Source organism: Pseudaminobacter soli (ex Li et al. 2025), assembly GCF_003012705.1.
Lineage (GTDB): Bacteria > Pseudomonadota > Alphaproteobacteria > Rhizobiales > Rhizobiaceae > Pseudaminobacter > Pseudaminobacter soli.
In genome coordinates, this window is record NZ_PXYL01000006.1 from 235,960 (window position 1) to 249,290 (window position 13,331).

Annotated in this window: 15 protein-coding genes, 1 tRNA gene and 1 riboswitch; of the genes, 8 read left to right on the top strand and 8 right to left on the bottom strand. The window is 63.3% G+C overall.

All coding sequences use genetic code 11. The annotated features are described in order from the left end of the window. Nucleotides 1-34 precede the first annotated feature (34 nt). Nucleotides 35-640 carry a CDP-alcohol phosphatidyltransferase family protein gene (locus C7I85_RS14345; protein ID WP_106724669.1) on the top strand — a complete coding sequence of 202 codons (606 nt, stop codon included), beginning with the start codon at nt 35-37 and terminating at the stop codon, nt 638-640. Between the two features lie 8 nt (nt 641-648). Here the strand turns inward: C7I85_RS14345 and C7I85_RS14350 are convergent, their stop codons facing one another. Then, on the bottom strand, nt 649-1,233 hold the full coding sequence (locus tag C7I85_RS14350) for a TetR/AcrR family transcriptional regulator (RefSeq protein WP_106724670.1): 585 nt from the start codon (nt 1,231-1,233) through the stop codon (nt 649-651). An 86-nt stretch (nt 1,234-1,319) separates the two neighbouring features. Between C7I85_RS14350 and C7I85_RS14355 the strand changes: the two genes are divergently transcribed. Both C7I85_RS14355 and C7I85_RS30570 read left to right on the top strand, forming a co-directional pair. Beyond that, nucleotides 1,320-2,273 carry an alpha/beta hydrolase family protein gene (locus tag C7I85_RS14355; protein WP_245444944.1) on the top strand — a complete coding sequence of 318 codons (954 nt, stop codon included), beginning with the start codon at nt 1,320-1,322 and terminating at the stop codon, nt 2,271-2,273. 121 nt (nt 2,274-2,394) lie between these two features. After that, complete coding sequence (locus C7I85_RS30570) at nt 2,395-2,625, top strand: hypothetical protein (RefSeq protein WP_146148880.1); 231 nt, start codon at nt 2,395-2,397, stop codon at nt 2,623-2,625. Between the two features lie 19 nt (nt 2,626-2,644). Here the strand turns inward: C7I85_RS30570 and C7I85_RS14360 are convergent, their stop codons facing one another. Both C7I85_RS14360 and C7I85_RS14365 read right to left on the bottom strand, forming a co-directional pair. After that, nucleotides 2,645-3,118, bottom strand: coding sequence for an SRPBCC family protein (locus C7I85_RS14360; RefSeq protein WP_106724672.1), 474 nt, complete (start codon nt 3,116-3,118; stop codon nt 2,645-2,647). Between the two features lie 137 nt (nt 3,119-3,255). Next, a complete protein-coding gene (locus C7I85_RS14365; RefSeq protein ID WP_106724777.1) occupies nt 3,256-4,446 on the bottom strand; it encodes an O-succinylhomoserine sulfhydrylase in 1,191 nt (396 codons plus the stop codon). 45 nt (nt 4,447-4,491) lie between these two features. After that, a riboswitch (SAM riboswitch) is annotated at nt 4,492-4,568 on the bottom strand. Nucleotides 4,569-4,645: 77 nt separating this feature from the next. Between C7I85_RS14365 and C7I85_RS14370 the strand changes: the two genes are divergently transcribed. Next, nucleotides 4,646-5,740, top strand: coding sequence for a 2'-deoxycytidine 5'-triphosphate deaminase (locus C7I85_RS14370; RefSeq protein ID WP_106724778.1), 1,095 nt, complete (start codon nt 4,646-4,648; stop codon nt 5,738-5,740). Nucleotides 5,741-5,808: 68 nt separating this feature from the next. Here the strand turns inward: C7I85_RS14370 and C7I85_RS32285 are convergent, their stop codons facing one another. Together C7I85_RS32285 and C7I85_RS14380 are read right to left on the bottom strand one after the other, a co-directional pair. Beyond that, on the bottom strand, nt 5,809-7,518 hold the full coding sequence (locus tag C7I85_RS32285; protein WP_106724673.1) for a DUF2793 domain-containing protein: 1,710 nt from the start codon (nt 7,516-7,518) through the stop codon (nt 5,809-5,811). A gap of 136 nt (nt 7,519-7,654) precedes the next feature. Beyond that, nucleotides 7,655-7,728, bottom strand: a tRNA-Gly gene (locus C7I85_RS14380). Between the two features lie 141 nt (nt 7,729-7,869). On the opposite strand from C7I85_RS14380, the gene C7I85_RS14385 reads away from it, so the two are divergent. Then, the gene (locus tag C7I85_RS14385) at nt 7,870-8,133 is read left to right on the top strand and encodes a DUF6460 domain-containing protein (RefSeq protein ID WP_106724674.1); all 264 of its coding nucleotides are present in this window, start codon (nt 7,870-7,872) and stop codon (nt 8,131-8,133) included. Here the strand turns inward: C7I85_RS14385 and C7I85_RS14390 are convergent, their stop codons facing one another. Further along, nucleotides 8,134-9,033: a histone deacetylase family protein gene (locus C7I85_RS14390; RefSeq protein WP_106724779.1), complete on the bottom strand. Its 900-nt coding sequence runs from the start codon at nt 9,031-9,033 to the stop codon at nt 8,134-8,136. A gap of 215 nt (nt 9,034-9,248) precedes the next feature. Here C7I85_RS14390 and C7I85_RS14395 point away from each other — a divergent pair, with 215 nt between their 5' ends. Further along, nucleotides 9,249-10,517 carry an MATE family efflux transporter gene (locus C7I85_RS14395; RefSeq protein ID WP_181257187.1) on the top strand — a complete coding sequence of 423 codons (1,269 nt, stop codon included), beginning with the start codon at nt 9,249-9,251 and terminating at the stop codon, nt 10,515-10,517. Here C7I85_RS14395 and C7I85_RS14400 read toward each other — a convergent pair whose 3' ends face one another. Next, nucleotides 10,518-11,612 (bottom strand): quinone-dependent dihydroorotate dehydrogenase, encoded by a 1,095-nt coding sequence (locus tag C7I85_RS14400; protein WP_428832861.1) that lies wholly within the window; start codon nt 11,610-11,612, stop codon nt 10,518-10,520. It lies immediately after the preceding gene. Beyond that, entirely contained in the window at nt 11,609-11,956 is a 348-nt protein-coding gene (locus C7I85_RS14405) for a DUF952 domain-containing protein (RefSeq protein ID WP_106724780.1), read from the bottom strand. The genes C7I85_RS14400 and C7I85_RS14405 overlap by 4 nt, the downstream gene beginning before the upstream one ends. A 114-nt stretch (nt 11,957-12,070) precedes the next feature. Here C7I85_RS14405 and C7I85_RS14410 point away from each other — a divergent pair, with 114 nt between their 5' ends. Both C7I85_RS14410 and C7I85_RS14415 read left to right on the top strand, forming a co-directional pair. Further along, nucleotides 12,071-12,514, top strand: coding sequence for a hypothetical protein (locus C7I85_RS14410; RefSeq protein ID WP_106724781.1), 444 nt, complete (start codon nt 12,071-12,073; stop codon nt 12,512-12,514). A 154-nt stretch (nt 12,515-12,668) separates the two neighbouring features. After that, nucleotides 12,669-13,328, top strand: coding sequence for a response regulator transcription factor (locus C7I85_RS14415; RefSeq protein ID WP_106724677.1), 660 nt, complete (start codon nt 12,669-12,671; stop codon nt 13,326-13,328). Nucleotides 13,329-13,331 lie beyond the last annotated feature (3 nt).

Consider the following 13,331-nt stretch of genomic DNA (forward strand, 5'->3'; position numbering starts at 1 on the left):
CCGCATGAGCAATGTGGCAGCGAAGGGGAAACGCATGCTGGATGGCTGGGCGCGCAGGCGCATCGATCCCGTGCTGAACGTGATGGGCAAGGGCCTCGCGCAGGCAGGCATTTCTGCGAATTCGGTAACGCTTGCCGCTTTCGGCGTCGGCGTTCTGGCCGCGGCTGCCATCGCCTTTGGCTGGTTTCTCACCGGCCTTGCACTGCTTCTCGTCAGCCGCCTCGGTGATGGGCTCGATGGCGCGATAGCGCGGTTCAAGGGCAAGACCGACTTCGGCGGCTATCTCGACATCGTGCTCGACTTCGCCTTCTACGGCGCCATCCCGCTCGGCTTCGTGCTGGCCGATCCCGCGACCAATGCAGTCGCGGGCGCCGTGCTGCTACTCTCATTCTACGTCAACGGTTCGAGCTTTCTCGCCTATGCCATCATGGCCGAGAAGCGGATACTCCTGGGCGAGGTGAGGGGCGACAAGTCGCTCATTTTCAGTACGGGCCTTGCCGAGGCCACCGAAACGCTGATCGTCTTTGTCGCCTTTTGCCTGTTCCCCGGCTGGTTCGCCCAGATCGCCTATGTATTTGCGGCGTTGACCTTCTACACTGCGCTTTCCCGCATCGTGCTGGCGTCGCGCTCGTTTCGGTGAGGGAAGGGCTATTTCCTCGCCACCGCAACTCTCACCAATTCATAGGCAGCATCCCCGGCCGCTTCCATATAGGCCGGGTCGCGATGCAGCAGTGCCACCGCGAAGGAACCGTCCAGCAGCAGGATGACCTGGCGGGCGAGCAGTGGAGCGGCATCCGCTGCTCCAGCCGCCGCGAACTCGGTTTTTAGCCAATCTTCCACCCGCTTCTTGTGCGCGGCGCCGGTCTTCATGGCCGGATGTCCCGGCATGTTGGCGAGCTCGGCTGCAGTGCGCAGGAAGCCGCAGCCTTTCCAACTCGGTTTACGCGCCGATTGCGCGAGATTGAGGAATAGCCCACGCACCTTGTCGGCGGCATTGCCTTCCATTTCGGCGAACCATCGCCGGTAGAGAGCGAGATTGGGTTGGTCGCGGGCGGCGAGATAGGCCGCGACCAGATCGTCCTTGCTTTCGAAATGATAGTAGAGCGTGCGCTTGGTGACGCCGGCCTTCTCGGCGACCGCATCGACGCTCACTGCCCTTATGCCTTCGCTGTAGAACAGCTTGGCGGCGGCCGAGACAATGCGTTCGCGGGTCGGGATCTCGCTTTGCTTCATGCTTCGAATGTATACCGACTAGTGAATATACTCAATCTGCCGCAATCGTTAGTCTGCCTGCCATGAACCAGCCGGAGCATGCTGCCATGGGCAGGACGGAAAGTGTCGCGGTGGAGATCGTCTGCCGCGACGGCGTGAAGCTTGGCGGTCACCTGTGGCCTGCTCTTGGACGGACGCGTTGCGGCAGCGTCGTCATTAATCCGGCAACCGGGGTCCTGGCCAGCTACTACCACCGCTATGCTCGCTTTCTCTCCGAGCGCGGCTTTACCTGCCTGACCTACGACTATCGCGGCATCGGCCTGTCGCGGCCCGAAAAGCTGCGTGGCTGCGGCTATCGCTGGCGGGATTGGGGCGAGTACGACTTCGATGCCGCCCTCCGGTTTCTGCGCAGCCAGGCCCCGGAGGGTCCCTTGATGGTCGTCGGGCACAGCATCGGCGGCTTCCTGCCGGGGCTGGCGGAAAACGGGCCGCTCATCGACCGCATGCTGACGATCGGCGCCCAACATGCCTACTGGCGCGACTATGCGCCCGGCAGCCGCCTGCGCCTATTCCTCAAATGGCATGTCGCCATGCCGGCCGTGACCGCGCTGTTTGGCTATTTTCCCGGCCGCTTGCTCGGCTGGCTGGAAGACCTGCCCGCCGGTGTTGCCAATGAATGGGGCCTTCGGCGCGCTCGGGTGGAGTTGAGTCACCCAGCCGAGACGCGGGCGGCGGTTCTTCGGCGTTTCGCCGCCGTCACCGCTCCGATACTTGCCATCTCGGTCACCGACGACGATCTGGGCACCGCCCCGGCTGTTCAGCGGGCTCTGGGCTATTACGGGGGCGCGAAATCCACGGCGGTGCTTCTATCGCCCGGCGATCTTGGTTTCGACCGGATCGGCCACTTCAGCTTGTTCCACGCACGCCACGCCGCGGGCTTCTGGCTCGATACGCTCCTGTGGTTACGAGACGGCACGAACCCCTGGCCCGACAAGCAGTTCGGCCGTCTTGGGCAGAGCAGCGCAAAACCCCGCGTTGATCGCTGTTTGGGAGTGATGTGAGGGGTAAACCCAGGAGCAAGAAACGGGTTGCCGCTGTCGGTCATCAGCGCAAGCTGTGGGTGCCGCCGGCGTGGATCGAGACATCTGATCGCTGCCAGGCGATGGAACTGGAGTTCGATCGATGACCCTCTTTCTCTCTGCCTTTCACAGGATTGCCGTTCAACGTGGCGACGGGTTGCTGCCCGAACTGGCTGAATTGCTGATTGCTGGCCGCGCCGGTTCCGAGGCTGACCTTGAAGTTCCGTTCGGTGACGAGATACGTCGAGCGCCTGGGCCGGAATCCTGTCGTTCATCATCACTCGACGCCGCTTGCTCGCCAAATAGACGGTTGCATCTGGTGCGCCGGCGGTGATGAAGGTCGCCGGGGCGCCTCATTCGGTAAAGTTGGCCAGATTGTCCAGCGTTGACGCCATGCCTGCGGCGTGGTCCTCGGGCCTGATGCCCCGGGGCACGTTCTCGCAGCGAATGGTGACTTCCGTCCCGCCGTCCACAGCTCGCAGGCTAGTCGTCACCGTCATAGCGCCTGCGAAAGCCGGGTCGTCGGACTCGAACTCGATCAGTTCCACGACGCGCTGATCGGGGACCAGTTCCAGAAAGCGTCCTTCGAAAACGTCTGCGTCGTCGGAGGTCTTGCCGCGCACCTCATGACTGGCATCCGCGTAGGAAAACGACATCCGGAATGTCCCGCCCTCCCGCGCGTCGAAGGCATAGACCTGCGCCTTCATGCCGGCGGGCGGGCGCCATCTGACGATGGCCTCGGGATCAAGCAATGCACGGTAGATAGTGTGCGGCGTTGCGCGAATGATGCGCGACGCGGTGTCCGTTCTCCCGGTGCTGGCACTCATTTGTCCTCCTTTCCCCTGCCGCTTGGGTCGCATGATAGCGGTCCCTCGCGCAGACGCGAAGGTTGGAAATGGATCGAACGAATGGGCAGATTTCCGGGAAGATGAGGCGCCGAGCGAAGACCGGCGCCTCCGATACCTTAGGCCGCCGCCTTCAACGCGCGGTCGATGTCCTTCAGAAGGTCGTCGGTGTCTTCCAGTCCCAGCGACAGGCGCAGCGTGCCGTCGCCGATGCCGAGTTCGGCGCGCGCTTCATCGGTCAGGTTCTTGTGCGTGGTGGTGGCCGGGTGCGTGATCAGGCTCTTGGAGTCGCCGAGATTGTTGGAGATCAGCACCACGTCGAGCGCGTTCTCGAAGGCGAAGGCCGATTTCTTGCCACCCTTGAGTTCGAAGCAGATCAGCGTCGAGCCGCCCTTCATCTGCTTCTTGATGATGTCGGCCTGCGGGTGGTCGGCCCGGCCGGGATAGATCACGCGCGCCACCTCCGGCCGCCCGGCCAGGAAGTCGGCAACCTTGGCCGCACTCTCGCTCTGCTGGCGCACGCGCAGCGGCAACGTCTCAAGCCCTTTCAGCAGCGTCCAGGCGTTGAAGGGCGAAAGGCTCGGGCCGGTGTGGCGGAAATAGTCGTGCAGGTTCTCATCGATCCACTGCTTGTCGGAGAGGATGACGCCGCCCAGGCAGCGGCCCTGGCCGTCGATATGCTTGGTGGCCGAGTAGACGACGACATGCGCGCCAAGCTCCAGCGGCTTCTGCAGGAGCGGCGTGGCGAAGACGTTGTCGACGATCAGCCGCGCGCCGATCGAATTGGCGAGCGCTGCCACGGCGGCGATGTCCACGACTTCAAGCGTCGGGTTGGTCGGGCTTTCCAGGAAGAACACCTTGGTGTTGGGCTGCACCGCCTTTTCCCAGTTGGCGATGTCGCGGCCGTCCACCAGCGTCGCCTCGATGCCGTAACGAGGCGCAAGCGTCTCCACCACCCAGCGACAGGAGCCGAACAGCGCGCGCGCCGCCACGATGTGGTCGCCGGCCTTGAGGCTGCACAGGATCGCGGCCGTCACCGCCGCCATGCCGGACGCCAGCGCGCGGGCGTCTTCGGCGCCTTCCAGCGCGCACATGCGCTTTTCGAACATGTCGACCGTCGGGTTGGCGTAGCGCGAATATATGAAGCCGGGCGTCTCGCCCTTGAATCGGGCCTCTGCGGACTCAGCCGTTTCGTATACATAGCCCTGCGTGAGGAACATCGCCTCCGCGGTCTCGCCGAATTCGGAGCGCAGCACGCCGGAGTGGACGAGTTGGGTTGCAGGTTTCCAGTCACGCGTATTGTTCGTCATAGCCTTGATCCAGACACAAAAAAACCGGCCGCGAAAAAGTCGCATGCCGGTTCACGAACGGCCCTTTAGCGACTTGTTTAACGTGGCTGCAAGCCGACCGGCAAATCACCACGGGATAAAGTTCCATTAGACCTCGTGCAGGCTTGCGTCAATGGCGCACATCACTAAACCTCCTTCGACCATTTTCGTGGAGCTGGCATTGGCGAAGGCAGGAATTCTTCCGGATCAGGAGATCGCGGCACTCTTTGAGAAGAGAGCGCTGGTCTCCGCACGCGCGCTCGACGCCGACCAGATCCAGCCGGCGAGCCTCGACCTGCGCCTCGGCGAAAAGGCTTATCGCGTGCGCGCGAGCTTCCTGCCCGGGCCCGGCCACAAGGTCGTAGACAAGCTCGAGCGGCTGAAGCTGCATGAGATCGACCTGACCCAAGGCGCAGTACTGGAAACCGGCTGCGTCTATATCGTGCCGCTGCTTGAAAGCCTCGCACTGCCACAGGCGATATCGGCCTCTGCTAATCCGAAGAGCTCGACCGGTCGCCTCGACATCTTCACCCGCGTCATGACCGACCACGGCCAGGAGTTCGACAAGATCCCGGCTGGATACACCGGGCCTCTCTACATGGAGGTCAGCCCGCGCACCTTCCCGATCATCGTGCGCACCGGCTCGCGCCTGTCGCAAATTCGCTTCCGCACCGGCAAGGCCGTGCTGACCGAGGCCGAACTCCACGACCTGCACGAAAACGAGACGCTGGTCGCTTCAGAGACGCCCAACATCTCGGGCGGCGGCATCGCACTCTCGATCGACCTTCATGGCGATAAGGACGGACTGATCGGCTACCGCGCCAAGCATCACACCGGGCTGATCGATGTCGACAAGCGCGCGGCGCAGGATCTGCACGATTTCTGGGAGCCGCTCTACCGGCGCGGCGCGGGCGAGCTGGTGCTCGACCCGGACGAGTTCTACATCCTCGCCAGCCGCGAGGCCGTGCATGTGCCGCCCGGCCATGCGGCCGAGATGACGCCCTTCGACCCGCTGGTTGGCGAATTCCGCGTCCATTATGCCGGGTTCTTCGATCCGGGCTTCGGCCATTCGGCCGCCGGCGGCACTGGCAGCCGCGCGGTGCTGGAGGTGCGCAGCCATGAAGTGCCGTTCATCCTTGAACACGGCCAGATCGTCGGTCGCCTCGTCTATGAGCGCATGCTGTCGCGCCCGAAGGCGCTTTACGGTTCCGATCTCGGCTCGAACTATCAGGCGCAGGGCCTGAAGCTCTCCAAGCATTTTCGTGCGGAATCCTGATTGACGAAGCGGAGGCCACATCTGCAGCCTCCGCTTGAAATTGAAGCGTCGTTATCCTCGCCGCCGCGTTAGGCCACCCGCATCCAGATGGCCGGCGCGCTTGTGGAAGCCGCCTCACTCGCCACATATCCCCATGCCGCGGGAGTGGCGGTCGCAAAGGCAAGCGTGCGCTGCAGGGTCTTGTTGACGGTTGTGCCGATGGCTGCAAGATCGAGATTGGGCGATGCATCGGGTTGCCAGGCCGAAACGGTAGCGGTCGAACTGTGCCGTAGGCCAAGCCAATATTGCACCCCCTTCCGAAACGCCAGCGAGACGGTTGCCTCCTTCGCCCCGGCGGTCGAGAAGTCGAGCGTTCCGGTCTCGGTAATGCGCCCGCTCGGCCGGCCTCGGGCGTCACTCTCATAGACGACAATCTTGCCTTGGGCGCTCGCCACCGCCGTGGTGACGTTCGCCCCGATCCGATCCGCGGTGAAATCGAATTTCGGAATGAATGGGTAGAGGCTGATGCGGTTGGCGGCGCCCGCCACCGTTGCCGGCGTCGTTCCGACGCCGGTGTCCGCGCAAACGTAGCGGCCGCTGTCCGCCTCGATACCAGGTAGTTCGTCGTCGCCCAGCGTGACCGTGCGGCCGGCCTTTCGACCCTGGAAGCGGCCGCTCGTGTGATTGTACCAGAGTTGGCCGTTGACGGGCGTGCCGGGATCGCTTGCCTGGCTCACCAACTCCAGGCCGTTGTGCACGCGGGTGAGCCCGCTGGTCCGGACCAGTTCCAGAGAGGTGAAGAAGGCGGAGCCGTCCGGCGACACCTTCATCGTGAAATTGTCGTCGCCCAGCGTGCCGAACAAGGCGCGCGAGCTCCAGTTGGTCTGGAAGATGAACCCAGCGTCGTTGCCGGATGCGCTCTTGTTCAGCGTTGCCTGCATGCTTGCGCCGGCGTGGTTGAACAGTACGGCCGGCGAGTTGATGGACAGGCGATTGTAGCTGTCGGCGGTGGCGCCGCCTATGCCCGCATACAAAGCGGTGACGTTCGCCGACGCCGCAAGGACCTCCAGCACCCGGCCACTGAACGTGACCGTCGCAGCGGCGGTGGCGGCTGTGGGGCCGATATTGACGTTGGTCGTGGACCCGTTGGCGCCGCCGGTGCCGATGTTGACGATCTTGGTGTTGCCGCTCGTCGTCGCGCCGGTGCCCAGGTTTACGGTCGACGCGCCGGTGCCGGTGCCGAAGGAGACCGTGGTGCCAGACGCCGTGAAGGTGCCAGAGAAGGTGGTGGCGCCCGAGAAGGTCTGCGACAGGTTGCCGATCGTAGCAAGTGCGCCGGTCAGGTTCGGCAGCGTGTAGGTGCGCGTCTGACCGGCCGTGATGCCCGAGAGCAGGAACTTCGCCTGCTTGCTGGCGTCGGCCTCGTTGACGAGCGTAAACAGGGTGTCCTGGAACGGAGAGGCAACGGACGTCGTCCACTTCCCGCCGTCCCAGGCAACCAGCTGCGCCTCGTCGGCCACCCAGGCCAGCCAGCCGGTGCCCGGCGAGAGAAATATCCACCCGCCGTCCTGGGCAACCGCGATCTTCCCGTGCTGGCCCGCCCAGGCACCCGTCGCGCCTGAGGCCACGATCCAGCGCTCACCGGCGCTCACGCTGCTGGGCGGCGCGGCAAGGTCACGGTCCTGGACAGAGAGCTGCACCAAGGCATCGAGCATTTGCAGCGCCTCGTTGTGCGTCACATGCTTCTGCGCCTGCGAGGGCATCAGATAGGGAAGGGCGAGATTTGGCGTGTTGTCCATGGCGGTTCCTGCGCTAGGGTTTCCTGGGCGCAAGTGTACCGGTGGCTCTGAGATGGGGGATAAATCCGCCCGATTACGTGTCCAAGGCGAAAGCCCGCCGGGTAAAAGAACACATATTCGTGGTTGCAGGGAAAACTGGAGCGGGTAGCGGGAATCGAACCCGCGCGATCAGCTTGGGAAGCTGACAAGCTACCATTACATCATACCCGCACAGGCTTCGATTATCACGGAGTTGCGGAGGTCGGCAATCGCAAATCGCTCTGCCGTCTTTCGGTCGAGCTTGTCGGTATGGTCGAAAGTCGCGTATGTGCGCGAAAGAGCAATTGGAATGCGAATCGCAGGAGGACAGACGTGTCCGAACTTACACGCTTTCTCGGCGACACCCCGTTTCGGGTGTTTCTCAAGCTGGTGGTGGTGTCGTTTCTGGTCGGCATCGCCATGAGCTTCTTCGGCTGGTCGCCCTATGACATCTTCTACCAGCTGCGTGATTTCGTCGTGCAGATCTGGAACATGGGTTTTAAGGCCATCGACCGCTTCGTCGGCTACTTCCTGCTCGGCGCGGCCGTTGTCATCCCTGTCTTCGTGGTCTTGCGGCTTCTCAGCTATCGCCGCTGATCAGCCAAAGGCTGAAGCCACTTCAAACAATATCGCGTGCCGGCGTGCCAGTGCCGGCACATCGCGCGAATAGCCGCCGCCGATCACACCACAGACCGGCACGCCTTTTTCCCGAAAATGCTGGATGACGGCCAGGTCGCGGCGACGCAGGCCGTCGTCGCTCAGCGACAGTCGACCGAGGCGGTCTTCGGCATGCGGGTCGACGCCCGCATTATAGAAAACCAGATCCCAGCGCGCGATGGACGACAGCCTCGGCAGCGTTTCCAGCAGCGTTTCGAGATAAGCATCGTCGCCGGTTCGATCCGGAAGCGCGATGTCGAGATCGGAAGCGATCTTGCGCGCGGGGTAGTTGCGCTCCCCGTGCATCGAAAAGGTGAAGACGCGCGGCTCGCCGCGGAGGATGTCGGCGGTGCCGTCCCCCTGATGCACGTCGAGGTCGACCACGAGGATTTTCATGTCCGGTTCTTCGGCAAGCAAGGCCAGCGCGGCCACCGCAACATCGTTGAAGGTGCAGAAGCCGGCCCCTTGCAGATGCCGAGCATGATGGCTGCCGCCGGCGGTGTTGCAGGCAATGCCGTGCCGAAGCGCCAGCCTGGCCGCCAGCATGGTGCCGCCTGCGGCAAGCTGGGCGCGGCGGGAGACGCGCGCGGAAATCGGAAAGCCGATGTCGCGCTCGATCTGCTCCGGCACCGCGCAGGCAATCACCTGCTCGACGTAGCGTAGGTCGTGGGCGAGGCCGAGCAAGCTTGAGGGCGCGGGCTCGGCAAGATGCAGATTGCCATTTGCCAGACCGCGCTCGTTCAGGCTTTCCATGAGCAGACGGTACTTGCCCATCGGAAAACGATGGTCAGCCGTAAAGCCCGCGTCATAATCGGGGTGGTGGACAAGCTGCAGCGCCATGATCAGCCTTATGTAGCCTGTCCGGGCCCCGGTGACAGCCCTCTGCATCAACTGTCTCCTGACAGACGGGCCTTGCGTTGCAGAGGAGCCCTGTTGCAAATCTGGCACCTCCGCAAAGGGAAAGGCTGCTAGCCGTGAACCAAGCTCCATCGATCACGCCAGGTGCGAAGGCTTTCGAGGTGAACAATCGCCTCGTTCTGGCCATCGCCATTCCCATGACCCTTGCCTATGTCACCACGCCCTTGCTGGGTCTGGTCGACACGACGGTTGTGGGACAGTTCGGCGACCCGGCACTGCTCGGCGGCCTTGCGGCCGGGGCGATCATTTTCGACGTGGTATTCGCCAGCTTCAATTTCCTGCGCTCGGGTACCACGGGCCTGGTTGCGCAGGCGTTCGGCCGCGGTGAACCGTTGGAAGAACGAGCGGTTTTCCTGCGCGCCTGCGCCATAGCGATCGCCTGCGGCCTGGCGCTGGTCGTGCTCGTTCCACTGTTAGCCAGAATGGGCGAATGGTTCATGGGGGCCGAGCCGGGCGTCACCGCCGCCATGGACAGCTACCTCCGCATCCGCATGCTTTCGGCGCCCGCATCGTTGCTCAACTACGCCATCCTTGGCTATTTCCTTGGGCGCGGCGAGGCCAATCTGGGGCTGCTCCTCCAGCTCGTGCTGAACACCGTCAACATCGTTCTTTCCATCTGGTTTGGCTTGCGTCTCGGCTGGGGCGTGGCGGGCGTCGCCTGGGGTACGGTCTGCGGCGAGATCGTAACCGCGCTGCTGGGGCTGACAATCATCGGCAGGCGCTTCATCGCCATGCCAAAGGTGGTCTGGTCCCATGTCTTTGCGACGGCGGCGCTGCGCCGCATGCTGGCGCTCAATGGCGACATCATGATCCGCTCCTTCGTGCTGATGGGCGCCTTCACGCTTCTGACGCGTCAGGGCGCCCAACTCGGCACGCTGACGCTCGCGGCCAATGCGGTGTTGATGCACTTCTTCATGGTGTCGAGCTATTTCCTCGACGGCTTTGCGACGGCGGCGGAGCAACTGGCGGGCAGGGCGGTCGGCGCCCGGTACCTGCCGGCCTTCAACCGTGCGATCCGGCTGACATCGCTGTGGGGATTCGGAATGGCTGGCGTTGCAAGCGTCGTCGCCCTTCTTTTCGGCGATCAGCTGATCGGGATCATCACCACAGCCGCCTCGGTCAGGGAGGAGGCGGCGCTTTATCTGCCTTGGGCAGCGTTCACGGCGATCAGCGGCGTCATGGCCTTTCAGATGGACGGCGTTTTTATCGGCGCCACCTGGTCACGCGACATGCGCAACATGATGCTCCTGTCCTTCGCCGTCTTCGTCGTGGCGCTGCTGCTTCTCGGCCATTTCTTCGGCAATCACGGCCTGTGGGCGGCCCTGCACATCTTCCTCATCGCGCGCGGCCTCAGCCTCATGGCGATCCTGCCGAGAAGCGTTCGCGCGACCTTTTCCGAAAGCTGATCAGCCGATCGAACGATCGGCCCATTGAACCAGCCGGGAGTCGCGGATTTCGCGAAGGCTCGCGATGTTCTGGCTTTCCGCAAAGCGTGCCATGCCGGCCACCACGCGCGCCGGCAGCGCCGGTCCGGCATAGATCATGCTCGTATAGAGCTGCACGAGGTCGGCGCCCGCCCGGATTTTTTCGAGCGCCGTCTCCGCAGAATGCACGCCGCCAACGCCGATGATGGCGAAGTCGGGCCCGAGCAGTCGGCGCATCTTTGCCAGCACAATGGTCGAGCGCTCGAACAACGGCTTGCCCGACAGGCCGCCGCTTTCGCCCTTATTTGCCGTGCTGGCGAGCACTGGGCGCGCAATCGTCGTGTTGGACACGATGACGCCTTCAATGGCCTTCTCCGTCACCTCGGCGGCGATGTCCTCCAGATCGGCCTCGTGCAGGTCCGGCGCGATCTTGAGGAACAGGGGAACCTTGCGGCCGAGCCGCTGAGCCTCAGTGTCGCGCGCCGCAACTACGCGAGAAAGCAGTTCTGCCAGGCTTTCGCGCGCCTGCATGTTGCGCAGGCCCGGCGTGTTGGGAGACGAGATATTGACGGTCAGGTAGCTCGCATAGCGCGCAAACCGCTTCACGCCCAACTCGTAGTCACTGATGCGGTCGGCGCTGTCCTTGTTGGCGCCGATGTTGACGCCCACGATGCCGCCCCGTCCTGCGCGCGCGGCAAGGCGCTGTTCGCAGCGCTCATGGCCTTCATTGTTGAAGCCAAGGCGGTTGATGACGGCCTCGTCCTCGGTCAGGCGGAATATGCGCGGCTTTGGGTTGCCGGGCTGCGGCAGCGGCGTCACCGTGCCGACTTCGGCAAAGCCGAAACCAAGCCGCAACAAGGCGTCCGGCACTTCGGCATTCTTGTCGTAGCCGGCCGCCATGCCGAGCGGATTGGGAAACTCAAGCCCGCATAGAGACACGCGCAGTCGAGGACTCGAAACTACGCGGCCGGGAAGCGGAACGCCGCATTTCAGTGCCCTGATGGAAAGCCCGTGGGCCGTCTCGGGATCGAACGTGAAAAGCAGGTTGCGGCCAAGCGTGTCGAAAAGGCTCATCAGGATTCCAGCACCGGAAACTGGTGGACGCCGTCGCCATCGAGCGGCAGCGGCTTGACCCAAAGCACAGCTTTGAGGTCGAGCAGGGCGTAGAGATGCGGGAAGAGGGCGCCGCCGCGCGAAACCTCGTATTTCAGCGCGTCGCCCAGCTTTTCCCCGTCGATGGCGATCAGCAGCAGCCCGTTCTGACCGGCAAAATGCTTGGCCGCGGTTTCTCGGACCTGCTCAGCGGTCGAGAAATGGATGAAGCCGTCGGCGAGGTCGATGGGCGCGCCGGTGAAGGTCCCCACAGCTTCGGCCTCGCGCCAGAGCGATTCAGGGCATATCTTGTAGATGATCTGTCGCATCAGCGCCCTATAGTCCGAAAGCGGTTGCGGGGAAAGCTGCGCTTGCAGGCCCGGACCCAATTTCCGGCGCAAAGGAAGCGCAGCCTGTCAAACTGCTTGCGAATGGAGGAAAACATGCGCCCCATTGCCATCGCCGCCGCCACGGTTTTCATCTCGCAAGCCATTGCCGGAGCACACGCTGCGGAAGACCGCTATCGGCTCGAGAAGACCGACAACGGCTATGTGCGGATGGACACGCAGACCGGCGCGATGTCGATCTGCGAGGAGCGTTCGGGACAACTGGTGTGCAAGCTCGCGGCGGACGAGCGCGAAGCCTACCAGACCCAGATCGATCAGTTGCAGAGCGCGTTGAAGGCTATCGAGAGCCGGGTTACCGCGCTTGAAAAGAACCGTCCTGCCCTACAGGCGCCGCTGCCGACCGAAGAAGAGTTCGAAAAGGGTATGAGCTATATGGAGCGCTTCTTCCGGCGCTTCATGGACATAGTCAAGGATTTCGACAAGGAAGAGAAGCAGCCGAACCAGCAGCCGCAAGGGCAGCTCGAGCCCAACAAGACCTGACCTCTTGGTTTTGCACCGATTTTCACCCGTCTGCTCATCCATGCGGCAGTTCCGGCCGCGACCCGCTTGAAAAGAGCGCCCATCGCCGCATAATGCCTCGCAAGATCCCGCGCCTAACAACAACGACAAGCGAGGATTTGGGGAGGGTAGGCATTTGCCGTCAGGCTACAAGTTCGTGATCGCCGACGATCATCCGCTTTTTCGGGGAGCACTCAAACAAGCCCTATCGGGCGTGGCTCAAAAAACAACCATCCTTGAGGCTGGCGATTTCGAATCCACCAAGTCGCTGGTGGCCGCCAACGAGGACATCGATCTTCTTCTGCTCGACCTTTCGATGCCTGGCACAAGCGGTCTGTCGGGCCTGATCTCGCTGCGCGGCATCCATACGGACGTGCCGATGGTGGTGGTTTCGGCCCATGACGAGCCGGAAACCATCCGCCGGGCGCTGGAGCTCGGCGCCTCGGGGTTCATCTCCAAGTCGGCGAGCATGGACGATATCCGCAGCGCGGTGCAGACGGTGCTGTCGGGAGGCATCGCCGCGCCGGTTGGTGTCGACTTCGGCGTCGAGCGCGATCCTGAGGTTTCCGATCTCATCAAGCGCCTGCAATCGCTGACGCCGCAGCAGGCCAGGGTGCTCGGCATGCTGGGGGAGGGGCTGCTCAACAAGCAGATAGCCTACGAGCTTTCGGTGTCGGAAGCCACGATCAAGGCACATGTCTCGGCCATCTTGCAGAAGCTTGGCGTCGACAGCCGCACCCAGGCGGTCATCATGCTCTCCAAGATCGGCGGCGACCCGCGCGCAGCCGTGCAGTAGGCA